The 24,062-nt window shown below is 40.4% G+C and carries 18 protein-coding genes; 12 read left to right on the top strand and 6 right to left on the bottom strand.

Features of this window, described 5'->3' with window-relative positions; all coding sequences use genetic code 11:
- The first annotated feature begins 405 nt into the window (after nucleotides 1-405).
- The 8 genes from KTO63_RS18170 (at nucleotide 406) to KTO63_RS18140 (ending at nucleotide 13,552) form a co-directional block, all read left to right on the top strand.
- Nucleotides 406-1,797 (top strand): hypothetical protein, encoded by a 1,392-nt coding sequence (locus KTO63_RS18170; RefSeq protein WP_217792967.1) that lies wholly within the window; start codon nucleotides 406-408, stop codon nucleotides 1,795-1,797.
- A 309-nt stretch (nucleotides 1,798-2,106) separates the two neighbouring features.
- Nucleotides 2,107-6,102, top strand: a complete 3,996-nt coding sequence (locus tag KTO63_RS26475; protein WP_217792966.1) for a DUF5977 domain-containing protein — start codon at nucleotides 2,107-2,109, stop codon at nucleotides 6,100-6,102.
- A 5-nt stretch (nucleotides 6,103-6,107) separates the two neighbouring features.
- Nucleotides 6,108-6,617 carry a hypothetical protein gene (locus KTO63_RS18160; RefSeq protein WP_217792965.1) on the top strand — a complete coding sequence of 170 codons (510 nt, stop codon included), beginning with the start codon at nucleotides 6,108-6,110 and terminating at the stop codon, nucleotides 6,615-6,617.
- Nucleotides 6,618-6,634: 17 nt separating this feature from the next.
- The gene (locus tag KTO63_RS18155) at nucleotides 6,635-10,951 is read left to right on the top strand and encodes a DUF6443 domain-containing protein (protein WP_217792963.1); all 4,317 of its coding nucleotides are present in this window, start codon (nucleotides 6,635-6,637) and stop codon (nucleotides 10,949-10,951) included.
- A 4-nt stretch (nucleotides 10,952-10,955) separates the two neighbouring features.
- Nucleotides 10,956-11,363: a hypothetical protein gene (locus tag KTO63_RS18150; RefSeq protein ID WP_217792961.1), complete on the top strand. Its 408-nt coding sequence runs from the start codon at nucleotides 10,956-10,958 to the stop codon at nucleotides 11,361-11,363.
- Between the two features lie 23 nt (nucleotides 11,364-11,386).
- Nucleotides 11,387-11,980 (top strand): hypothetical protein, encoded by a 594-nt coding sequence (locus tag KTO63_RS18145; RefSeq protein ID WP_217792959.1) that lies wholly within the window; start codon nucleotides 11,387-11,389, stop codon nucleotides 11,978-11,980.
- 753 nt (nucleotides 11,981-12,733) lie between these two features.
- Nucleotides 12,734-13,063: a DUF7668 domain-containing protein gene (locus KTO63_RS26570; RefSeq protein WP_449580026.1), complete on the top strand. Its 330-nt coding sequence runs from the start codon at nucleotides 12,734-12,736 to the stop codon at nucleotides 13,061-13,063.
- 63 nt (nucleotides 13,064-13,126) lie between these two features.
- Nucleotides 13,127-13,552: a hypothetical protein gene (locus KTO63_RS18140; RefSeq protein WP_217792957.1), complete on the top strand. Its 426-nt coding sequence runs from the start codon at nucleotides 13,127-13,129 to the stop codon at nucleotides 13,550-13,552.
- Nucleotides 13,553-13,908: 356 nt separating this feature from the next.
- On the opposite strand, the gene KTO63_RS18135 is transcribed toward KTO63_RS18140, so the two are convergent.
- The 3 genes from KTO63_RS18135 to KTO63_RS18125 are packed head-to-tail and all read right to left on the bottom strand — an operon-like array spanning nucleotide 13,909 to nucleotide 15,642.
- On the bottom strand, nucleotides 13,909-14,961 hold the full coding sequence (locus tag KTO63_RS18135; RefSeq protein WP_217792955.1) for a DUF932 domain-containing protein: 1,053 nt from the start codon (nucleotides 14,959-14,961) through the stop codon (nucleotides 13,909-13,911).
- A gap of 60 nt (nucleotides 14,962-15,021) precedes the next feature.
- Complete coding sequence (locus KTO63_RS18130; RefSeq protein ID WP_217792953.1) at nucleotides 15,022-15,402, bottom strand: single-stranded DNA-binding protein; 381 nt, start codon at nucleotides 15,400-15,402, stop codon at nucleotides 15,022-15,024.
- Nucleotides 15,403-15,438: 36 nt separating this feature from the next.
- A complete protein-coding gene (locus KTO63_RS18125) occupies nucleotides 15,439-15,642 on the bottom strand; it encodes a hypothetical protein (RefSeq protein WP_217792951.1) in 204 nt (67 codons plus the stop codon).
- A 126-nt stretch (nucleotides 15,643-15,768) separates the two neighbouring features.
- Here KTO63_RS18125 and KTO63_RS18120 point away from each other — a divergent pair, with 126 nt between their 5' ends.
- Complete coding sequence (locus KTO63_RS18120) at nucleotides 15,769-16,107, top strand: hypothetical protein (protein ID WP_217792949.1); 339 nt, start codon at nucleotides 15,769-15,771, stop codon at nucleotides 16,105-16,107.
- Nucleotides 16,108-16,206: 99 nt separating this feature from the next.
- Here KTO63_RS18120 and KTO63_RS18115 read toward each other — a convergent pair whose 3' ends face one another.
- From KTO63_RS18115 to KTO63_RS18105, 3 genes are all read right to left on the bottom strand, one after another.
- Entirely contained in the window at nucleotides 16,207-16,938 is a 732-nt protein-coding gene (locus tag KTO63_RS18115; RefSeq protein WP_217792948.1) for a Type 1 glutamine amidotransferase-like domain-containing protein, read from the bottom strand.
- A 194-nt stretch (nucleotides 16,939-17,132) separates the two neighbouring features.
- The gene (locus KTO63_RS18110) at nucleotides 17,133-17,288 is read right to left on the bottom strand and encodes a hypothetical protein (RefSeq protein WP_217792947.1); all 156 of its coding nucleotides are present in this window, start codon (nucleotides 17,286-17,288) and stop codon (nucleotides 17,133-17,135) included.
- Nucleotides 17,289-17,290: 2 nt separating this feature from the next.
- Nucleotides 17,291-17,668, bottom strand: a complete 378-nt coding sequence (locus KTO63_RS18105) for a response regulator (RefSeq protein WP_217792946.1) — start codon at nucleotides 17,666-17,668, stop codon at nucleotides 17,291-17,293.
- 380 nt (nucleotides 17,669-18,048) lie between these two features.
- Between KTO63_RS18105 and KTO63_RS18100 the strand changes: the two genes are divergently transcribed.
- The 3 genes from KTO63_RS18100 (at nucleotide 18,049) to KTO63_RS18090 (ending at nucleotide 24,050) form a co-directional block, all read left to right on the top strand.
- On the top strand, nucleotides 18,049-19,227 hold the full coding sequence (locus tag KTO63_RS18100) for a FecR family protein (protein WP_217792945.1): 1,179 nt from the start codon (nucleotides 18,049-18,051) through the stop codon (nucleotides 19,225-19,227).
- A gap of 152 nt (nucleotides 19,228-19,379) precedes the next feature.
- On the top strand, nucleotides 19,380-22,676 hold the full coding sequence (locus tag KTO63_RS18095; protein ID WP_217792944.1) for a SusC/RagA family TonB-linked outer membrane protein: 3,297 nt from the start codon (nucleotides 19,380-19,382) through the stop codon (nucleotides 22,674-22,676).
- A gap of 9 nt (nucleotides 22,677-22,685) precedes the next feature.
- Nucleotides 22,686-24,050: a RagB/SusD family nutrient uptake outer membrane protein gene (locus KTO63_RS18090; RefSeq protein ID WP_217792943.1), complete on the top strand. Its 1,365-nt coding sequence runs from the start codon at nucleotides 22,686-22,688 to the stop codon at nucleotides 24,048-24,050.
- The last annotated feature ends 12 nt before the right edge of the window (nucleotides 24,051-24,062 follow it).

The raw sequence follows: 24,062 nt of genomic DNA, 5'->3' as shown, positions 1-24,062 counted from the left end.
CATCCTATTTTACTTAGCATGAACAAATCATTGAACGCATTTTTGTCTCTTTAAGGACCTGGTTTCAAAACTAATATAGCTAAAGTTCGATCCATTACACACTTGTTTGTAAATCACTTCACGCTAGTAGCCATTTCGTCTCATTAATAAGTCTTAGAGGTTCAAGTTTGTTAATGCTTGGTTAACCTCGCGTTGACTGCAATGGGCAAATCTATTGACTTTTAATTTTTTAGTTGGAAACCTTTTATTGGGAAATTACGGTGTGGTTATTTATACCGCTTTGTGGTATTTGTACGATCAGGATTTTGAAATTCCTTTGCAGCCCTAGACTTAATTATGACCCTATTAAACCGATTTTGTGTCCTACTCATTTTTTTCTTTGCATTTTCAGCAAAGACGTATGCCTTGACCACCAAGTGTTTCGGTGATTCAACGCTGCATTCCATTCTTTCATTTCCTGATAAGCTTTTCGGTTCTATTGATAAAAAGTCAGCTGAGTATCAACAAAAGTTACAAAATCAAACAATTAAGTATTTACATAAACTGGAGAAGCAAGAAAAAAGGCTTCAACGAAAACTGGCAAAGACTGATTCTATAGCCGCTAAAGACGTGTTTGGCAATATCGATTCTACTTATGCGGCATTAGAAAAGGGAATGAAAACGCCCAATAAAACATCGACGCTTCAAAATATTTATAACGGTCATCTAGACTCCATGCAAACAGCGCTCAAATTCCTTGATCAAAACAAATTGTTGGGTAATGGAATTCAAACACCCGGGCAGTTGCAAAGTGCGATGGGTTCATACGGTGAGTTACAAAACAAATTCAACGGCGCCGCCAATGTGCAGCAATACCTGGCGCAAAGACAACAATACCTCACAAGCCAGCTTAAGCAATATACGCTGGATAAGTATCTCGCACCATTCAAAAAAGAAGTCTACTATTACAAAGCTCAAGTAGAAGAATATACTAACCTATTTAATAATGCAGATAAGCTGGAAGCGAAATTGCTGGAAACCGTCCGCATGCTACCTGCGTACCAATCATTTTTTAACAAACACAGTGAGCTGGCTTCTTTGTTTCGGTTACCTGGCAATGATATCACTGAGCAGGAAATACTTGGCATGCAAACCCGATCGTCTGTTATGCAGGAACTGGAACAGAGGCTTGGAGGCCCAGGTGCCGCACAGCAAGCCGTGCAGCAGGGAATGGAGCAAGGGCAAGGTGAACTCCAAAGCCTTCAAAACCGCTTAAATAATTTAACCAGCGGTAGCATGGGCAACAGCGATGCTTCTATACCCAATTTCTCTCCTAATCCTCAAAAAACAAAAAGCCTGGTACAAAGAATAGAACTAGGTGCCAATCTGCAAAGTGCAAAACCCAATGGTTTTTTCCCCATTACTACAGACATTGGGCTAAGTGCCGGCTACAAAATAACCAGTAATAAAGTAATTGGAATTGGGTTGAGCTATAAAATCGGTTGGGGACAGGATATTAAACATATTAATATTACTAGCCAAGGGGTAGGGTTACGTTCTTACCTGGACATAAAACTAAAAGGTAGTATTTGGATATCAGGAGGCTTTGAATACAACTATATGCAAGCGTTTAAAGATCTACAAACCTTGCACAAAAACGTTGATGTATGGCAGGAAAGCGCACTCATTGGGCTTACTAAAAAAACTAAAATCGGAAAGACAACTTCCAACGTGCAGCTGTTATATGATGTGCTTTGGAAGCAACAAATTCCGAATGCACAACCTTTTAAATTTAGAATAGGATACAGTTTAAAATAAATAAATATTAAATAAATGTTGAAGCGCTTCTATTTGTTTGCATTACTCTTGGGAAATGTCTTTTTAGGAAGAGGTCAAGAGCTTCTGCCTAAATCCGTTGCATCTCCTGAAGTGGCAAGTTTGGGGAAATTTGGGAACGTTCCGGTAAGCAATTATACAGGCGTACCGGATATTAGTATTCCACTATACACGGTCAAAAAAGGTGATATGGAAATTCCGATTGTTTTAAAATACCATTCCGGAGGAATTCAAATAGAGCAAGAGGCAACTTGGGTTGGATTAGGTTGGGATTTAACAGTAGGTGGAACTGTGGCTCAGGCTATTGACGGATTGATTGATCAGAACACTGACTATAGTGACGGTCATCGTAACTCAAATACATATTTCCAAATACTTGGTTTAAACCAGGTGAATGACAGTTATGCGGGCACTGAGTATACAACCACTGGCGCGAACTTCTTTATAAGTGGCGGATGTCCTACTCTCAATGACATTACAGTTGTACAAACACTAAAAGCTTACGATTGGGGTCGTCCCGACTTATTCACCATAACCTTACCTACGGGAACCGGTAAGTTTTTTATGGACCCCACCTCGCAGCAAATAATTCAGTACGGAAATAAATCTGAGCAATATACCATCACTCGAGGCGCAAATTTTTATAGCAATTACGAGTCCGAATGGACCATAAAGGATACAAAAGGTAATACGTATTTTTTTTCCAAGAATGATCAGGAAAATTCGACGCGTCCTGTTACAAATCCCATAACCAGTATTAATACCAAGCTCTCTTACATCATATTGCCATCCAATGATACGGTAAGATTTTCTTATGTTGATGGAAAGTATCATATATCTACTTTTACGGAAACAGTGCCTTTTAACAGTTACCAGAATCCGGGTGCAGCAACTGGCGGAGATTACGATAATACTTATGCGGTAAAATATCTTTCATCGTTAGAAACAGATAAAGAAAGAATCGTTTTCGAATTAAGTGATACTTCTGCTGACCGGCTTGATTTAAATGGTGAAAATATTGCTAACGGGTATGGCGCAAAGAGACTCAAAGCAATCCATATTTATGATAAAATAAACAACCGGAAAATAAAATCTTATTATTTCAGCTACGATTATTTTACCTCAGATCTTTCGTATGCTGCACGTAGTTCCAATACTGCGGATTATATGACAAAAAGATTAAAGTTGCTGTCGGTTAAAGAAATCGGATATGATAAAAACGGTATCGCATCTGCACCTAACAGCGTTTATACTTTTGACTATAATGAAGCGCATCTTTTGCCTAAAAAGGATGCGTATGCGAGGGATCATTGGGGGTTTTTCAACGGAGAGCATAATCTTAGTTTTCTGCCCAATATAACTAACGAAATACTCACCAATATTTATCCGCTCGCCGGTAATGCACCTGACAAGGTAGTAAATGATCTCTCAAGTGCCGGAACAGCTAACAGAGGCGCGAGGGAAGATTTTGCAAAGACTGCTGTTATAAAATCTGTACATTATCCGACGGGAGGTTATAGCGACTTCAATTTTGAAATAAACAGGTTCAAGAATTATAGAGTATTTTCTGCAGATGAACATAATAGTAATGAAGGGATAAAATTCTATAGTGCATCCGATAATAATTACAATACCGATCCGGTGCTAAGTGACACACTAAAGCCTAACTCAGATGGTGTAATGGTGTTCCAAAATTTTAGACCGAGTATTGGCAAAGTCGATCAGACGATTAATAATACATATTTGTTAGCTGCGGAAATCACTATTTATAAAATAGTTAATGGGGTTCGATCAAGGCTTATGTATTTTTCTGGAGGGGATGTTTCCCATCAAACTGCCCAAGGGTCTTCTTGGGATCCAACTTTTTTATCGTTTTCCGGTTCTCCAACTGATAGGTATTTAGTAGAAGCATATTTGCCGAATATCCCGGAGTTAACACCTCAAGGAACATTGATTCCAAAAGCAGGAGCCTCATTTTCATTTTCGACAATAGACTATTCTACTTTTCAAAAAGAAAGTATCGGTGGTGGTCTTAGAATTGCCAGTGTAGTCAATCATACTACTTTAAATGACGTAACAGGCATAACAAAATATAAATTCACCCAAGCAGGCAATTCTCTTACCTCAGGTGTCTTGATGTCGCCTATTAATTACTATTCCTACAATAATTTGGTCAGGTTACAGCCAAATGGCATTTATGCTCCAATCAAAGTCCCTGTATATGTTTATCAGCTTTCGACCTATAGTTATGTTCCCATTTCAAATGATGCGGCGGGAGCTATCGTAGGGTACAGTAGAGTAGAAACGACAAACTGCGATACGGCGAACGCGACAAACGGAAAAAGTGTTTATTACTACAGGAACACACCTTCGACTGTTACGATAAGCCCAGTTGCCAGCTTTGCCAAATCGTTACCAAATATTCCATATTATGACAATGGGCTGTTAGATTCCATGCAAATTTATGGGACTGACACACTTCACCCGCTAAAGAGGGCTCTATATAATTATACATCGCTTGAAAGAGTTGTCAATCGTTATGCTGAAATATACGATTTGATATTTGGCCCAGAAGCAGACGAAGATGTTCCTGGTATTCAGAATTGCACCCGTCCGAATCCCGATTTGGATCGATGGTCAGCTTTCTTATATCCACTATATTCTAAGTGGTTTGTCCCAACCTATAGTAAAGAGATAACTTATAATCCTTCAAGATTTTCTGATTCATTGTTTGTTGAGAAGAATCTACAGTATAATAACTTAGGACAACTTGTCCACGAAGATTTTAAGAATAGCCAGAATGTAGTGCGATCTAAATGGCATCAATATCCCAATGACGTATCTAATCCAGCAACGATCGTACAGGCAATGAAAACAAGAGGGCTCTACAATCTTGCATTGCAAGAGGTAGATAGCCTCAACAATACAAAAGAATTGTCGCGCAACCAATTTGATTATCAGACGCTGTCATCAGGAAATATCAAGCTTTTAAATGTCAATCAGTCTAATGAAGGACAACCTGTATTTAATGATATTTCCAACGTTGTTTACGACAGTAAAGAAAACATAACATCTTTTAGCAAAAGAAATACTCCGAATGCATTAATTTGGGGATATCAACAAACGTTGCCAATCGCACAAGTTCAAAACGCTTCAACTAATGACGTGGCATATACTTCTTTTGAACCGGTAAGTAGCGGGAACTGGACGATTGGATCGACGGTTCGGGATAGCATAACTAGATTCACTGGCCGTTATTCCTATGACCTGAGTAAAGGAGCTCTTACGAAAACGTCCCTAACATCCGCGACAAGTTATACTGTTTCATATTGGACGAAAAATGCAATCTCTTACAGTATTTCCGGAACAATCTCAGGATATCCTATAAAAGGTAAAACAATTAATGGCTGGACATATTATGAGCACAAAATTACAGGCGTAACATCTGTGTCTATATCTGGAACCGGAAATGTGGATGAGGTGCGATTATACCCTTTTGACGCACAAATGACATCTCTAACATATGAACCGATGATCGGTATTACGTCCAAATGTGATCCCAATGCCAATATCTATTTTTACGATTACAATAGTAACGGTCAGCTGACTACTATAAGAGATGAAGACAGCAACATTATCAAAAAGATCTGTTATAATTACTATGGTCAACCGGAAAATTGTTTTACACTTTATTACAGTAAAGCAAAAAGCCAGGCATTTTCTCCGACGATAAGTTGTGGTTCTGGAGCTACAATAACTCCTTCATCGGTAACTTACACTGTTCGCGATTCTGCATATACATCTTATGAAAGTCAACAAGCAGCAGATCTGTTAGCCCAATCTGACATAAATACTAACGGATTAAACTATGCCAACAGCCACGCAAGTTGTTTGTATCAAAACGCTGCGATTACCGGTTCGTTTTCAAGAAACAATTGCGGAGCAAATACTATCACTGCCCCTGTAACCTACACTTTACCAGCCGGTGCATACACATCAACAACAAGCCAGGCGGCGGCTGATGCATTAGCCAGTTCCAATTTTAATAGTTTGGGTCAGGCATATGCGAACGCAAACGGAATATGTGTTTCGTGCGTAGGATGTATAGGTGAAGGAAAGAAATGTACAATAAGTGGTTGTGTAACAGGAACAAAAGTTTATACCTCATCTGTTTATCAAAGTCCTAAACATTATCTGTGTACCTACCACTATTACTTTTTGGAGGATGATTCTGTTAGCCAAGACTATACAGAAACTAAGATATCCCCTTGCTTAATATTAAACTAACTATCATGATAAAGCAATTAATTCTTTCCTTTTTTATAATAGCCAACACGGTATACAATTACAGTATATCGTCTTTAAATGGACCCGCTATTAATTTTAGTGATTTCGGTGGTAAAAAAATATTGGTAGTTAACGTTGCGTCACAAAGTAAATATGCCGAACAGCTGTCGCAGCTTGATTCTTTGCAACAACTTCATAGCGACAGTTTGGTAGTAGTGGTAATCCCGTCAAATAGTTTTGGCAATGAACCACTAAACGGCGATCAATTGAAGTTACAAATGAATAAGTATCATTTTAAAGTATCAGCCAAAACCGAAGTGACAGGCATTTCGCAGATTGATTTATATAAATGGCTTACTTCTGAGAGTAGTAACGAACGATTCGAGAGTGTAGTAAAAGACGACTTTCAAAAATATTTGATCGATGAAACGGGTATGCTTATAGGAATTTTTCGTTCCAGTGTGAAACCTTTAAGTGAAGAAATTAATCGAGGGTTAAACACTCGCCCACAATAACCTTTATTAAAACCATTATGCGAAATAATATATTTCTAGTTTTATTTATAAGCCTTTTTCTCCAATTTACTAATTCAATCAAGGCATATAACCAAACTATAACTCCTTCACCATATTCCGCCAGCACGCCCGTAAATTCCATTAAGGTATGGGAAACTTCTGCTCCGGAAAAAAACGAGGGGACTCTGACGGTAAGACCACTGACAGATATAAAACAAAGTGCCAAGTATTATGACGGGTTAGGACGACCCATACAGTCAGTTGCCAAACAAGGATCCATGATTACAGGTCAGCAGCCGGTCGATATGGTTAGTCCATATGTTTACGATATGTACGGTCGGGAAGCCTATCGTTATTTACCGTTTGCAGCAAACAATACTGGTGCTAATACTTCAATTAGTGACGGCTTGTTTAAGAACAATCCTTTCCAGCAGGACTCTACTTTTAATAAAAGCCAATTTGGCGGCCAAGGTGAAACCTATTACTACGGCAAATCCAACTATGAAATATCTCCATTAAGTAGGCTGCAGGAAGTATACGCTCCTGGAAACAGTTGGGTTGGAAGTGAAGCAAATGCTACAGATAGCTTGCGTAGAAGAATTCAGAAAAAATATTGGTTAAATACTGCAAGTGATTCTGTAAGAGTGTGGACAGTAACTAATAGTGGCGCTCTTGGCCAATTTGGAAGTTATGCCTCCGCAGGGTTTTATTCGGCAGGTCAACTGTATAAAAACGGCACCATTGACCAGCTTGGCAACCAGGTTCTTGAATTCAAGGATAAAGAAGGGCGCTTGATATTAAAGAAGGTGTTGCTATCTGCTGGCGCTAAAGACTTGGATGGCGCGGGACATGGATATTCAGGTTGGTTAAATACGTACTACGTATACGATGACGTTGGTAACTTGAGGTGTATAATACAACCGAAGGGCGTTGAATTACTCATTGCGAGTTCATGGAACATCGCTGCATTAGGTGGAGACATCCTAAATGAACAATGTTTCCGTTTTGAATACGATCAAAGAAGAAGAATGATCGTTAAACAGGTGCCTGGAGCCGGCCCAAAATATATGATTTATGACACGAGAGATAGGTTGGTCATGCAGCAAGATTCGTTGCAAAGGCAGCAAGGGAAATGGTTTGTAACAGTGTATGATAATTTCAACCGAGCGATAAAAGAAGGACTATGGACAAATGCACAATCCTTTTTTGCTCACAAGGTATATGCCGACACAAGTTACAATTATCCTACATCGACATCGCTAGCCTCAAATTTTGAATTGCTTGAGATAACTCACTACGACGACTATACAAGTTTGCCTTCAGGGTTAAGCGCAAGTTTGATTAATAGCGGTTACAGTAGTTATTTCCTTAGCGCATCAAACTCTATTTATCCATATGCTCAGCCAATTTCAGCATCACTTCATACTAAAGGTTTAGTGACATGGTTCCAGCAAAAGGTCCTTGGCAGTTCTAACCAGTATATTTCGACAGCGAATATATATGACGATAAAGGGGAATTGATCCAAACGCAGACAATTAATCAAACAAACGGGTTAGATGTTTTTACGACACAACATAGTTGGGCCGGGTCGGTTTTGGTAACACATTTAAAACACAACTTTATAGGAACTAAAAATCAAACATATGAAGTTGTTACCAAGAATAATTACGATGCTTTAGGAAGGCTTACTTCGATTGATAAAAATATTAATGCTAAGGGCTGGAGGAAAATAGACAGTCTACAGTATGATGCTCTCGGCCAGGTCAATAAAAAAATCCTGTCCCCCGCTTACAATAACAATACTGGTCTGGAATCAGTGACAGATGAATATAATATCAGAGGTTGGTTGTTAGGAAGTAATAGAAATTATGTCAGTGGGAGTTCGAATAATTTCTTTGGCTTTGATGTTGGCTATGATAAAAATGGGACCCAAACGTTTGCCGGAAAGCAATACAATGGTAATACTGCGGGCACAGCCTGGAAAAGTGCAGGCGATGGCGTAGTGAGGAAATATGATTTTTCTTATGATGCGGCAAACCGATTACTAAAAGCGGGCTTCACTGATACAAAGGGATATGATTATAGTGTACAACTTGGGGATGGTATAAACGCGCAATCTGCCTACGACGCAAATGGTAATATTCTGTCGATGAAACAACGTGGGTTGAAAGGTGGTATGTCGGCAACAATTGACAGTTTAGTATATGGATATGTTGCTAACTCGAATAAATTAAAGATCATCAGTGACGGTGCTAATGACGAGCAAACTACACTTGGGGATTTTCATTATATTGCTGCTAACAAAGGCGCAGTTGATTATGCATATGACGGTAATGGCAATATGCTATCTGATAAAAATAAAGCGATAGCCAACATTAAATATAATCATCTTAGCCTACCGGACAGTATTACTGTCACTGCAAAAGGAACCATCAAGTATGTCTATGATGCTGGGGGAATAAAATTGCAGAAAATCACCACTGACACAACACTACATAAAAAAATAGTCACGACTACCAACTATTTGGATGGTTTTGTCTATCAAAGTAGAGTAACTACTCCGTCAGACTCAACAGACTATTCAGACAGTCTTCAATTGATTTCCTATGAAGAAGGACGAATAAGAAAATTGGATACTGCAAGATTTGTATATGATTATTTTATTAAAGACCAGCTTGGCGATGTGCGAATGGTCTTGACAGAACAAAGTGATACAATTAAGTTGCCAACAGCTACTTTGGAACCCCCAACTCTCTCAAAAGAGAAATTCTTCTATGCAATTAACGATGGACAGATAACTGATACAAGCTTAATTAATGGTGCACGAAGTTATCCTCAATTTCAATCTAAGGCCTATCGAATTAATGGGAGTACTGATGCTAGTAAAGCAGGCTTAGGTATTGTATTGAAAGTTATGGCTGGGGATAAAGTGACCTTCTCCGTACAGTCGATATATACCGCAACGGGGACTTTGAGCAACCCTGCTACAGCAACCATAACAGATCTACTCAGTTCATTTTTAGGGAGTGGTGCAATGGCGGGAAAAGGGTTAACTGCAACCGCACTAGATGGCTTATCACCTGGATCTCTACCAGCTTTTCAAAGCCAGCATTCCGAAGCGGGCGATCGACCGAAAGCGTACTTAAATTATCTCTTGTTTGATGATCAGTTTCGATATGTAGCCGGTGATTTAGATCCAGTGAACACTTTTACTGCAAATACTCCTAGTTATAAATTGCATAACAAGTTTATCACAGCGCCGGTAAACGTAACCAAGAATGGGTATATTTACATTTATGTGAGCAATGAGAGTAATCTCAACGTGTTCTTTGATAATTTGACAGTAACCCATATGCCGGGACCGTTAATGGAAGAATCGCATTATTATCCATTTGGCTTGACGATGTCTGGTATAAGCAGCAAAGCAGGAAAAGTTTCGGAAAATAAATATAAGTTTCTGGATAAAGAATTGCAGAATCATGAGTTTGGTGATGGATCGGGCTTGGAAGACTATGATTTTGGTGCAAGATTTTTCGATCCACAATTGGGAAGATTTTTTAATGAGGATCCGTTAGCGGAGTATATGCCAAGACATAGTCCTTATACGTACTCTTTTGATAATCCTCTACGATTTACAGACCCAGGAGGAATGGTAGCAGATGATTTAACGGCAGACGGTAAAGATCCCTTGACAATTGACAGTGAAGTAAAACGCGATTATGAGCCTACTAAGGATAGAAAACATAGAGCGCAAGTATTACCGGTGGTTGTTGTTACCGGCAAGAAGAAGAAAGAATCATTGCTTGGCAAGATTGCAGATGTAATGCCTTTTATTGGGGGAGGAAAAAAGCTTTATGAAGGAGTAAGAGATGGGAACATTTTAAAAGCAGGACTAGGAATTTTGATTATTGGTGTTGATGCTGTAACATTCGGGGAAGGAGGAGAGTTACTCAATTTAGGCGAAAAAGCTTTAGAGGAAGGAGCTGAGTTGCTTGTAAAGGATGAAATCGAAGAAACTGCAGAAAAGGAATTGGCGGAACAAATTGGTGAAGACGCTGCAAAAGAGGAAGAAAAAGCTGCAACGAAAGAAACGGAAGAAACTGTAGAAAAAGAAACTTCAAAGAAGGAAGGATCAAGCAAAAATGAAAAGCACGGGGATGGCGGTCGTGCAAAGTCTAAAGCTGAGAAACAAATTGAAAAACTAAAAGAGGACCTAAAAAATACTGTTAATCGACGCGATAAGCAAAAAATAGAACAAAAGATAAAGAATATCACAAAAGATGCTGCCCAGAAGGCAAAAGGGCAGGAACACAGTCGAATTGGTAAAAGATAATCATATGAAGTTCAACATCGAATTAAAAAAGGGTGTAAATCCATTTTATATTGGAGAGCCGATAAGTGGACACCTAAAAGTCTATCCCTTTAATTTTATTGAATATTCAGAAGACGAAATGTGGGATGAATATGATTTTTTTGATGATTCAATAGAAGTCTACGTAGATAAAAAGACTAAATTAATTGAGTCGATTGCATGTCGACAAAATTGCTATTTGTTTGACCAAAATTTGATAGGGCTTAATATTGATGAATTTTTTAAACTTACTCTTTTTTCAAAAGCTGAAATAAAATCAGAAAAATTGGAGCTTACTGACGAAGATCAACAAGTCTATGATATAGATGAAGCTGGATTGCAAATTTGGGTTAACGCAGATGACACAATTGTAACAGTTTTTGTGTCAAATTAATTTGGCAAATAAAAAAATAAGACATGTCTTTTATGAGTTTAAGGTATAGGCATTTTCATCTGAATAATATTAAAAAACTACAAGTTCTCAATTATCTTGATAAGGGCTTCTACTTGGGTGTTTTAATATTATTTTCGGTTATCAATGTAAAAGGACAAATTTCCAACAAGCTTGAAAATTTGAAAAGTCAAGCATCAATTATGGCAAGTTCATTTCTACATGGCGACTACAGTGTTTATACAAACTATATGTATCCAGCAATAATTAAGTCAATGGGAGGACAGCTTAAGACTCAGCAAGCTATAGAGAAAATGGTTCAGGGATTACAACAAAGGGGAATGATAATGACAAACATAACTTTGGATAATCCATATAGTTTACTTTCGGTTAACAAAGAACTGCAATCTACAATCGCTCAGCATACTCAAATTATAATGACAGACGGAAAATATATTGAAACAACAATCTTAATAGCCATTTCTACAGATGATGGTAACCACTGGACATTTATTGATACTGCTGGAAAAGATCTTAACACTCTGCGAAAGGCGTTTCCGAGTTTAAGCCCATCGTTAAAAATAGCACCGGTCACGCCTCCTGTTAAGGTGGATAACTAGATTGATTCCAGCAATGCTTGGTATTCGAATTAAGGGCTATCTCATTGAGATAGCTTTTTTGTTATTTGTCGACTTTATATTAGAAATGAGACTCTTTTGTCGCTTGGAAATAAGTATATCTGGAATGCCTTAAGGAACTGTAATAAGCGAATAGAAGGCATTCTGAAGATGATAGAACACGAATATTTTTTGCAAACAATCGCAAACTTGTAAGAAATATAGGCTAGCGATCACTTAATTTTAATACCAAAGAAATAAAATGGCTACAAAGCAATGTCTTTTTTTGCAGCTAAAAATGACCTCGTAAAAATTCTCAGTCAAATTGAGTCTGAAACAATGGTAAAATATCACAGAGCGGGTTATTAGATAAAGATGGCTTAATAAGTTATTCTTCACTATTTGATGAAAAAATTGGCATTTGCTCGAAAGGCGACAGTAATCTTTGCATTGCTTATCTAGTTGTAAAAAAAGATGAGGAAATTGAAATAAAGAATGTATCAAAATTGAATCCTATTTTGTTGGAAAAGAGGCCGTCGAATATTATAAAACGAATTGGCGCTTAACTCAGAACGTTTCTTCACCTAAAGAAGCTGATTTAATTATCAAAAATTGAGAGAGCAACTGGTAAATTGACGAATCTTGTTTAAATCATTGGTATTAAATTTAATGCCTGGAAAGTTTTTACATCCACATTATTTTTCAAATGAGATTGAACGCTGACATGAAAACAATCGCTGCAATTCCAAAAAACTAATGAATCAATCGGAAATTAGATACGCACTTATCGAAATAATTTCGATAATAGTAGAGAAAGACTTTGTAACCCTTTATAACAACGACTATCTAAAACGATTGAACGTCGATGAGTTGCAGTCTGAGATTATCGAATACGGTGGGGGGCTAACGTTGCCACCATCAAAAGCGTTTGATGATTTCGACATCTATCAAATAAATGACAACGAAATTAACTTCGATTTTAATTTATGGATTGATGGAGAAAAAAGTGATTTAACATTATCATGTTTTCTTAAGAAAATCGATGGAATTCTCCGGTACGGAGTCGAGAATATTCACATTCTTTGATTCCTGACGATGACATTACTCGATATCAGGAATTGGTGCAACAAAAATTGAAAATAATTAATCATGAATAACAAGCTAATCATACTTTCAATACTTTTTTCAAGTATTGTTTTTGAAATTGGCTTTGCTCAACAAAAAAACGCCAACGTTTCAGATAAAAGCGTCCAAAAATTAAATGATAAAGGTTGTTTAAATTTAATGCAATATTATAGTGGTTATTGGAAAACTGATAGTATTGGGAATTCTGGTTTTCGTGAAGTGTTCATACAATACCTTAATTGTAGGTGTTCAATAATTGGGGTGCGATGGGATAGGGTCGAAAATTTTTTCGGAAAACCTAATAGAGTGAGTGTTAGAGAAAACCAACAGTTATATATTTATAAGTTGACAAATTATATTCAGCAAGACAATTTGCTTAATTCAGCGTTATATATTACTGACGACAAAAAAAGTATTATCACATCTTTTGATAAGTTCAATCCTTCATGAGGTATTATGCAGTTAACAGTATGAATATTCACTAGGGATCTGTAGGTGTTTTTGCTACATACTATCTATGTAGACCGATTGTTTATCCGACAAATATTTCTTTTTTAGATAGCTCGCAATAGATGAATTCAATACTTATGCAATCGAAGTCCGCTTCCCTCACACAATTTCTTTGGCGACATAGGGTGAGTGTTTTGCCTGCTATGCATCGAGGATAATGAATAACTTAAAAAAGAGCTACAAAAAATACAATTCTTCTGGGAGCCTTTCTTTTGCCAAGCTTTTTCTTTGGCGTGTGAAAAGAAAAGCGGAAAACAAAAACGCCCCCGGAGGGGGCGAAAATTTTTAAATTTAATTTAAGACAATACAAGGCGCATGTGATCAAGGCAAAGATCAAACGCGGATTGTGTTCTTTGCTGTGCCACGCCACCAAATAAAATTGATTTTAGTTTTGTTTCGTCATTTTTGTACTCTTTTACATTTTGAAAATAGCCTGTGATACCATTGTAAACACCAAACAAAGTGCCTTTTGTGGTTTCTAAACTTTGCGAAGGGGCGCTCATGGTATATTCAAACGTTTTTTCGCAAATGTTTACAAACTGGGTAGAGAGTTCATCTTCCTGTCCTGTCTCAATCTTTTTGAGCACTTCTTTATTCGGGATCATGGCAAGCTGAATTAGTTTTTTTACTTCCTCATCAGTCACTTTAACTTTTGTCCACTGGTTGAAAATTTCGTTGAGTTCAGCAGACAGTTTATTTGTAATGCCCATTAATGTGTGCGCCTGTTCGAGTCTTTCTTTTGCATTTACGGTATGTCTTATTTTAATTGAACTGCTACAGTTTTTTAAGGCGGCACTTAATGTGTTGGCGCATACAACTCTCACGGGCGTGAAGGCTGCGGTGATGCTGCCGAATCCATCATGCGAGGTAGTGAGGAAAAGATATTGTTCTATTAAATCCTCTTTACCTACTTTAATATAACCCGGAAGTTTAGCGGTAATAAAAATTCGTTCTCCCGATCCCAAAGCTCCGGCGGTTTCGTATTGGATGCCGTCTCCTTCTACAATCGCATCAAAGAAAGAAAAGGCGTCTACGTTTTGAACGATCTCGTAATCTTTTCCTACTACGCCTAAAACCTGTTCGGTGTCGGTGCGAATGGTGGCGTAATAATTCGGGACATTGATTTCAGGGATTTTTATCTCGGTGTCTTCATTTGCTTGCTGGTTTTCGTTGTCGTAAGTAAACAAGAGACGTTTTTCCACGGTATAATTGAGGCCTGCAAATGCAAGGGCTTCTTTGCTGGTCGGATAATTGTCAACGATTGTTCCAAGGTTGTGCCACGCTTTTTGCTGAACACTAAAGAAACTATGTTTTCCGGTATTGCTGTTGAAATTAAGATTATGTGCCATAATAATTAATTTGAAAAGTTTGTAAAAAGCGTGACGCCGCAAAGCGCCACGCGTTTGTTTTCAAAAAGGAAGGTTGTCTGTAGCATCATTAGAGGAATCTGCATTTTCTGCAACAGGTTCAACCTCTGCTTTACGGGAAGCGGTAAAAATTTTAATCTGCTGCACGTGCATGGTTAATGATCCTTTGGCTTCGCCTTTGTCATTATTCCAAACATTCACGCCCACCTTGCCGAAAAGCTCGACCACTGAACCTTTCTTTAAGTAGGTGGTAACGCCCGCGTTGTTCCAATAAGAACAAGCTACATAGGTTACTATGGTGACCGGTTCTTTGCCTTTTGATTTGTAGCGATCATTAATCGCAATAGAAAAGTTTACTACTTCGCGACCATCTTTTAAGGTTGCTTTTGTTGCGTCTTGTGTTAATCTGCCTGTGATTTCCATAACTGTATATTTAAGAGTGATTAAATGTGCGTTGCATTAAAAAAGTGTTAGTGACCCGTTTTGTATTTTATTGGGGTAATGGGTGTGGCTGAATTTTCTTGTCAGGTGAAACACCGTTATATCTTCATTTTGAAGAATTGCCCACGCGGAGAGTAATGCTTTTGTGCGGCTGATATTTCTTTTGCGTTGAATTTCCCAAGACAGGAACATCAGTTTTGATAGTTGTTGTGTGTTGTACATGTGACTGGTTTTAGTTTGAGTGATTGTTTATGAATCATTCGGCTACGCCTCATTCTCATACTTGTAGCGACCAGTCATTCGTCATGCGGAGATGGAAGAAGGTTTTGCCGGAAAAAAATACTGTCCGTGCAACGGAATAAAAATGTAGCAGTTAAAATGAGTTGCGCGGACGCAGATTTTTTTCAGGCAAACGTGCAAGCCGCAGGTTTACCGCAGGCGCAGACCTTCGCACATTCGGAGCAGGACAATAGCTTTGCGAAAGAGTATCGAATGAGCATTCTCTCTTTTCCCGGCCCTTTTTTTAAAAGGACAACTTATCGTGCAGTAGTCACTTATTCAACCGTTGAAGACATCGGCGGCGAGCCGATTTTGGGATGCATGCCAAGCCGGTTTATTTATTTGCGAAATGAAATAGGCGAGCAGGTGGGCTTTACGGTGAGACGCTATCATAATTTTTTGGCCTAATCAATAATAGAAGCCGCTGTGTTCAACAGCGAAGGATGTAACCAACAGCGGTTGATTCAGGCCAGGTTGCGAAGGCTAACTTGAAAAAATTAGTTTCAGTTAAGGAGTAAACAGCTTCCATTCTCCCTCGGAGATAACTTCAACAGTGCCATCATTAACTTTAATTGCCGATTCATCGTCGATTGCATAAACAGGCACAGGCAGTTTTGCAGCCCATTTTTGCGTGTTTGTCAATGAGCCGGCAAAATGGTTCTTATTGTTAAAGTGCGGAATCACCGCGAACGTAGTTAGTCCTATTCCGCTAGCAGTAATAAGCGTCGCTGTAGTTTCTCTGTTGTCCAGGGAAAAAATAATTTCTTCTGTTTTCAGAGGCGTGCCTGCGCAGCAGCGTTCTGCACTGTAAGTTTCCGCGAAGAGTGACGCTACGGTTATGCTGCCGGCGCTAACCCCTACGTACACGAGATTTGGGAGGTCGGAAAGGACTTCGGCAAGGCCTGACGCCTGCAGCCAATAGCTAAGGAAAAGCGGGTCGCCACCCCAGACCAGTAGTGCGTCCGCCTCAGCGAGGGAAGGTAGCCACTTGCTCTTATCGATGCTTGGCAGAACACTCAGCTCTAGTATACCGATAGACTTCCATCCTAGTTGGCACATATATGGCGCTGCCTGCCCGGCAATAGGATTCCAAGCGTAACGCTGTCCATACTCGAACGGGTAAACGCCGGTCGGAACGAAAAGTGCATTTGCTTCACCAACGGGCTTGCCCATAAGTTCAACCAGTGCGTTATGAATGCTTTTGTTGGTAATGCCGGAAGAAGTGAGCAGAAGTTTCATACATTTTCTTGTTGCTGTGATGTACAAATTTCGCCCATGAACATATCACAGGTGCAGGGTGAATGCGACAACTATGCTGGCCCACTACGACATTATGCTGGTTCCATGTAAGCGAAGGTGTTTTGACCAGTAATCGTTAAACGGAATATGACAGCATTTTTATTTGAATGCCCACACGGATAGGTACCGGGGAATTAATCTACATTGTTCTTATTCACGTATTCGGTGGGATGCTTACCAGCTGACAAAAAGAATGCGGGAGATAATAACAGGTGTGCATCATCAGCTAATGGTCCATACCTGTCTGCTTCGAATGGAAAACGAAGTATGCTGAAGGAACAATGTAACATTGCTATGTTGCCAGCAAGGAAAGATACTTTTTTAAATGCTCAACGCTGACGAATTTCCTGATCATATCCTTTGCACCTATCGTGGCTAAGGTTTCCCTTTCTTCCAAAACGTAGTCCGAATAAATGATAATATTTGTTGCATGAAGCGCCGGCAATTGTGCAAGGGCTTCTAATGTCTGATAGCCATTCATGAGCGGCATATTCAAGTCCAGGAAGATAAAGTCGGGTATAGCGTGCAAGCCCGTAGAAAGCAAATTAAGTGCGTTCCTGCCGCTTTCGGCAAAAAACACGGTAGCCGGCTTGCCCAGTTGTTCGATAGCCATGGAGAAAAACTCCTGGTCCTCCTGGTCATCGTCGATGTATAAGAAGGTTAGCCCCATAGATGGCGATGTTTTTGCTTCTCAAAATTATGCAAACGATAAAAGACGAAAAAGCGTGCACATACGCAAATCTTAGCGCAATGTTTCTGTTGGGATAGTCGAAGGGTCAATTTTAAAAGAAAGGTATATCAACCAGGTTCCTGGAAAATTTGGCGGCGTATTAATGGCTGTCGTCGCGGAAAATTCCAGCCGGTATTGACGGGTTACTTTTCATCAGTCTTTATTGTATTGTTTTCAACGGTTTAGAAACAGGTAAAACTTTTTTAAAATAATTTGTAACGAAGCCTACTGTTTTCGTGTTCTATATATGGGACACCGATCTTCGGGATTTCAGTATAATTACCTGAAAAAAAAGTCCATAATTGTACTAATTTAAAGCAATGAACTACCAATTTCAAGAAACGGAAGAAAAAGCGCAACGTATTGCTTATCTCGTGGCGGGGTTTATCAATAAAACCCTCACCACGAAAGAGCATGACGAGCTCGATGAATGGGTAGGGGAGAATGATGACAACACGGAGTTGTTTGCCCAGCTTACTGACAAGCGGAACATTGACGAAGCGATGGCTTTCATGACGGGCTTGAATAAAGACAAAGCCTATAAAAAAATAAAATCGCAGCTATTTACAGCAAAAAAAATAAAATGGTTGTTCCCGGTCTCAATTGCGGCGATAGTACTTATCGCTTTTGGTATTGGTTGGCTCATAAAATCAGGAGGGGATGAGCCTCAGCCTGAAAAACCAGATGGCGCAAATGAAACAGCAATACTGCCGGGTTTTGCAAAAGCAACTTTGCAGCTTGCGAATGGTAGGACGATAGAGTTGGGTCCGAAACAACAGGGAAAGATTGCCAACCAAAATGGCGTAGAAATCAATGGTACTGATCAAACAATAACCTATTCGGGTGAGGAGCGATCAAAATCAGAGGCTGCATTCAATACGCTCATCGTTCCCAAGGGAGGCAAGTATGTATTGAAGTTATCGGACGGTACAACAGTGTGGTTAAATGCAGCATCCTCGATCAAGTATCCTGTCGCGTTCACGGGCAATGAAAGAAAAGTAGTAGTAGAGGGCGAAGCTTTTTTTGATATTGCCAAAAATGAACAGAAGCCCTTCATTGTGCAAACAAGTAATCAGAGCATAAAGGTGCTCGGAACGAGTTTTAATGTATCCACCTATATAGATGAGCCCTCCACTCAAACGACACTGGTGTCAGGGAAAATAAAAGTGATAGCGGGAGGCTTGGAAAAGGTACTTACCACAGGAGAGCAGGCCTGCGTCAATGCACCAGGAAATATCGAGATAACAAAAGCCAACCTTCGGGAAGTAACGGCCTGGAAAGAAGATCAGTTTTTATTTAAAAATCAGCCCATCGAAAACATTATGAGGCAGCTGGCAAGATGGTATGACGTAAAGGTTGTTTACAAGAGCAATATCAACTACCATTTTAATGCGGCCGTTCCAAGGAAAGAGCCACTACTTACCATATTACAATTACTGCAACAGACAGGGCATGTACACTTTGCCGTCAATGGGACCACTGTAGAGGTTGGTCCATAACGAAAAGGAAAACCATGATCATATAGTCAAAATGCACCGTGGGTAGTTAAGGCACCCCGGCTGCCATTTGAGCCAGAGGGCTGCCGGTATCCACCGGCAAGTATATCCCTTTATTTTAAACTGCATTTTTTTCAATTAAAACCAACACAACTATGCATGTGACTGCATATGGCACGTCATTGCCTAAACGCTTATGTCCTGTACCAGCGCTACGACCCGTGGCATGGCTATTACTCGGCTGCCTGTTTATGATTCCCCAAATATTGACAGCCCAAAAGATCACCCTTGCTTTAAGGAATGTACGCGTCGAAAAGGTCTTTGAACAAATTGAGGCGCAAACCGGCTACAAATTTTTCTATACGCATGAGGACGTAGCTCCGCTCCAAACTGTAAATATCGATGCAAAACAAAAAGACATATCATCTATCCTGGATGCCTGTTTTAAAAACACGTCCCTTAGCTACCATGTGGACGGAAATTATATTACCATTAAAACTACCGGTAAGAAAGCCATCCCGGACCCAAAAGATACGATAGGACTGATTGAAATAAACGGCAGGGTGCTAAGCGAAAAAGGTGAACCCATCGCCGGAGCTACTATCCAGATCAAGGGTTCGCAGACTTTTGTAAATACAGATAATACGGGTAATTTCAGGATGGAACAATTGGCGAAAGGTTCGACACTCATTATAAGCAGTGTGGGTTACCAGCCACAGGAAATTAAGATAGACAAGCCAGGTTTTTCTCATGTGTTCTTAAAAATAGCGGTTGCAGCCCTTGACGAGACGATCGTCATTGCCTATGGCACCACCACCCGAAAGTTGAATACCGGTGCTGTAGGCAGGCTTACCGCCAGTGACATCGGGAAACAACCGGTATCGAATCCGCTGGCAGCGCTACAGGGAAATATAACAGGCTTACAGATCACGCAAAGCAATGGTCTTCCCGGGTCGAACTTTAACGTGCTTATTCGTGGCACCAATTCAATACAAAGTGGAACCGATCCGTTGTACATCATTGACGGTGTTCCCTTTTTGAATAATACGAGTGGGTTTACGCAAAGAAGTGGCCTTGTCGCCAACAGCCCTTTCAATAATATTGATCCCTCTACTATTGAAAGCATCGAAGTATTGAAAGACGCCGATGCGACGGCAATATACGGCAGTCGTGGTGCGAATGGGGTTATTCTTATCACTACCAAAAGGGCAAAGCAAGACGGTATCCAAACCGACTTCAGCTTTACGCAAAGTTTGTCAAGGGTCAGAAATGCCATGCCAATCATGAACTCGGCCACTTATTTGCAAATGAGAAGAGAAGCTTTTGCGAACGATGCAGTAACGCCAGATGCAAGCAACGCGCCTGATCTAACGGTATGGGACACCAGCCGGTATATTAATTGGAAACACCGTTTAATTGGTGGTAATGCGTGGTCGAGCAATGCGCAACTTCAAATTGCGGGAGGTTCAGCTAATACCAAGTTTGGTGTTGGGCTGGGCTATTTAAAAGACGGTACCGTTTTCCCGGATAATTTTTTTGACAGGCGCATTAACGGTACTATGTACGTATCGCACCAGTCAATGAACAAGAAATTCAATTTACAGGTAACTTCTTCTTACACTGATGAACAAACGCATTTACCGCAGCAAGACCTGACCTCCTTTATTTTCCTGCCACCCAATATGTATGAACCCTATGATTCGTCCGGGAATTTACAATGGCAGGAAAAAACAGGCACTGTGTCGGTCGGTAACCCGCTGGCAACATTGCAACAACCCTATAGTACTTTAACAGACAGGTTCACCAGTTCAGGGCTTGTCAGTTTTAAAGTGCTACCGACACTTACCTTTAAAGCGTTGCTGGGATATAACCAGATCGCTTTCCAGGAGGCTGCCTATTATCCCATCGCTTCTCAAAATCCTGACTATGCACCCCAGGGAAGTGTTTCGCTTGCAAGCAGTACCGAGAAGACATGGAACGTGGAGCCTCAACTTGAATACAGCAATGATCATATAGGTCACAAAGGACGATTGACGGCCTTACTAGGCACTACTTTCCAACAAAGCAAGGACAACAACGAAGCCACGGATGGTGCGGGTTACCAGAGCGACCTGCTCTTGCATTCTATTGGCGCTGCTCCATTTGTGACCACCACCAACGCGTCGAATGAATACCGCTACAATGCTCTTTTTGCACGACTCAACTACAATTTAAACAGCAGGTATATTGTTAACCTGACCGGCAGAAGAGATGGGTCGAGCCGTTTCGGTCCGGGTAAACAATTTGCCAATTTTGGCGCGGTGGGAGCAGCATGGATATTTTCAGAAGAGGCTTTGATCCATGACCGTGCGCCGTTTCTTTCTTTCGGCAAATTGCGGGGAAGCTACGGCATAACCGGCAATGATAAGATCGGCAATTATCAATATCTTGATTCGTACCTGATCACTACTTACCCTTACCAGGGAGCCCCCGCCTTACGACCCGCGAGGTTGTACAATCCTGATTTTAGCTGGGAAAATAATATCAAAGCTGAGCTGGCGATGGAACTGGGGTTTTGTAAAAACAGGATATTATTCAATGCCGCCTGGTTCAGCAATAAAAGCACGAACCAAATCATTGGGTTCAATTTGCCCGGCCAAACAGGGGCGAGCAGCGTACTCATGAATTTTCCTGGAGTGGTGTCCAACAAAGGATGGGAGCTTGAATTGCAAACCGTCAATATTCGTCACGCGTCATTTGAATGGCGGACATTTTTCAATGTAAGCATCACAAAAAATAAGCTGGAAAAATTTCCAGGACTTGAAAATTCCAGCTATGCAAACACTTACATGATCGGTCAACCTTTGAATATTCGAATCGGTTACCAGTTCCTGGGTGTCAATCCGCAAACAGGTGTGTACGGCTATAGTGATCTCAACAAGGATGGGATATTAAATAGTCTTGACTATGGTCTTATAGGAACCACAGATCCTACATTCTATGGTGGACTGGCCAACACATTCAAATACAAAAAGTGGCAACTCGATGTCCGGTTGCAGTTTGTCAAACAAAAAGGAATAGACCCCGTATATAATTTCTACACGCTGCCGGGAACCATGACCAATTTACCGGAACTGCTGGAGCGTCGCTGGCAAAAAGTAGGTGACAGGGTACCCTATCAGCAGGTCACACAAAATTATGCGAGTAATGCAGGTCAGGCAATTGCTTATTTGACAAACTCATCTGCCATACTCACGGACGCTTCTTTTGTGCGTGTTAAGAACATTGCCCTGCTATATAGTCTTGGAAGTAGCGCTGCCCGTCATGTAAAGCTCAGCAATGCACAGGTATTTGTGCAGGCACAGAACTTATTTACTGTTACCAAGTATAAGGGGCTCGACCCTGAATCGCAAAGCACAGGCTCACTGCCGCCGTTACTTACCCTGGCAGCGGGTATTAAAATAACTTTTTAAAAACACCGTATGAAACCTATTATAATTTTTATCCTGGTCTTTGTGTGTTCGATTGGTGGATGCAAAAAATTTGTAACCATTGATCCGCCGGATAACCAGATTGTGAACCCTGCCCCTTTTACAAGTGATGCCACAGCAACTTCTACCATCACAGGCATTTACAGTGAAATGATGAACGGGCAGTCGCAATTCTCCAGTGCTTTTACAACCCTTTACCCAGGCATGTACGCCGATGAACTGTATTACTACACGCCGGGGCCTCGTGATGAGTTTGTTGCCAGCAGTCTAACGGCAAGCAGCCATGGGCTGATTAATAGCGCTTTCTGGTCACCAATGTATAAATACATTTATGCCGCCAATCTCACGCTGGAACAGCTACGATTATCTACGCTGCTTTCTGCTGATGTTAAACTGCAGTTGACCGGCGAGGCATTATTTATCCGTGCATTTTGTTATAGTTACCTCGTGGATTTATTTGGCGATGTGCCACTGGTGCTTAGCAGTGCTTACACGAGTAATATGTCTCTACCAAGAAAAGATAAAGCGGCTGTTTATGAACAGATCAATTCGGACCTCATGGATGCCGCAGGTTTGTTAACGGACAACTATCCGACTGCCGGCAGGGTAAGACCCAATAAGTTTACCGCGAAGGCGCTACTGGCAAGAATGTATCTCTATGAGAAAAACTATAATAAGGCAAAGCAAACGGCCGATGAAATGATTGCTTCCAACCTTTACCATCTTGAAACCGATCCGTCGAGCGTTTTTCTAAAAGACAGTAAGGAAGCCATTTGGCAATTGCAACCTGTAAAACCAAACCTAAATACCACGGAAGCAAATCTGATTATTCCTGCATCGAGCTCCAGCCAACCTACTTACCTGGTAACCTCCTATTTGCTGAATGCATTTGAAATAGGAGACAAGCGAAAAGTGGCCTGGATCAATTCGCGGACTTATAGCGGGAAGCAGTTGTATTATCCGTATAAATACAAGGTTCGCTCCAGCGCTACGTTGAGTGAATATTACAACGTGTTCAGGCTGGCAGAGCAATATCTGATCCGGGCAGAAGCGAGTGCACACTTGAATAATTTGGATGCGGCAAAAGAGGATATTAATATTATCCGTAGCAGGGCGGGTTTGTCACCTGTAACAGCAACGGATCAACCCTCCATAGTAGCTGCTATTGCACAGGAAAGACGGATCGAACTCTGTTTTGAATGGGGGCATCGATGGTTTGACCTGCAAAGAACGGGAAGGGCAACAGCCGTGCTGGAAGGAATAAAACCGGGCTGGAAAGAAACGGATACGCTTTGGCCGGTTCCCATTAACCAAATCAATTTAAATCCCGCGCTCGTTCAGAACCTGGGATACTAGCCACCTATTTTT

Source organism: Pinibacter aurantiacus (assembly GCF_019130065.1).
GTDB classification, from domain to species: Bacteria; Bacteroidota; Bacteroidia; order Chitinophagales; family Chitinophagaceae; genus Pinibacter; species Pinibacter aurantiacus.
This window is presented reverse-complemented; position numbering and strand designations above follow the sequence as displayed.

Bases quoted from the DNA above. Each gene is read 5' to 3' on its own strand.
- KTO63_RS18160 (WP_217792965.1), top strand. From the start codon at position 6,108: ATGATAAAGCAATTAATTCTTTCCTTTTTTATAATAGCCAACACGGTA.
- KTO63_RS18155 (WP_217792963.1), top strand. From the start codon at position 6,635: ATGCGAAATAATATATTTCTAGTTTTATTTATAAGCCTTTTTCTCCAA.
- KTO63_RS18150 (WP_217792961.1), top strand. From the start codon at position 10,956: ATGAAGTTCAACATCGAATTAAAAAAGGGTGTAAATCCATTTTATATT.
- KTO63_RS18145 (WP_217792959.1), top strand. From the start codon at position 11,387: ATGTCTTTTATGAGTTTAAGGTATAGGCATTTTCATCTGAATAATATT.
- KTO63_RS26570 (WP_449580026.1), top strand. From the start codon at position 12,734: ATGAATCAATCGGAAATTAGATACGCACTTATCGAAATAATTTCGATA.
- KTO63_RS18140 (WP_217792957.1), top strand. From the start codon at position 13,127: ATGAATAACAAGCTAATCATACTTTCAATACTTTTTTCAAGTATTGTT.
- KTO63_RS18135 (WP_217792955.1), bottom strand. From the start codon at position 14,961: ATGGCACATAATCTTAATTTCAACAGCAATACCGGAAAACATAGTTTC.
- KTO63_RS18130 (WP_217792953.1), bottom strand. From the start codon at position 15,402: ATGGAAATCACAGGCAGATTAACACAAGACGCAACAAAAGCAACCTTA.
- KTO63_RS18125 (WP_217792951.1), bottom strand. From the start codon at position 15,642: ATGTACAACACACAACAACTATCAAAACTGATGTTCCTGTCTTGGGAA.
- KTO63_RS18115 (WP_217792948.1), bottom strand. From the start codon at position 16,938: ATGAAACTTCTGCTCACTTCTTCCGGCATTACCAACAAAAGCATTCAT.
- KTO63_RS18110 (WP_217792947.1), bottom strand. From the start codon at position 17,288: ATGTTACATTGTTCCTTCAGCATACTTCGTTTTCCATTCGAAGCAGAC.
- KTO63_RS18105 (WP_217792946.1), bottom strand. From the start codon at position 17,668: ATGGGGCTAACCTTCTTATACATCGACGATGACCAGGAGGACCAGGAG.
- KTO63_RS18100 (WP_217792945.1), top strand. From the start codon at position 18,049: ATGAACTACCAATTTCAAGAAACGGAAGAAAAAGCGCAACGTATTGCT.
- KTO63_RS18095 (WP_217792944.1), top strand. From the start codon at position 19,380: ATGCATGTGACTGCATATGGCACGTCATTGCCTAAACGCTTATGTCCT.
- KTO63_RS18090 (WP_217792943.1), top strand. From the start codon at position 22,686: ATGAAACCTATTATAATTTTTATCCTGGTCTTTGTGTGTTCGATTGGT.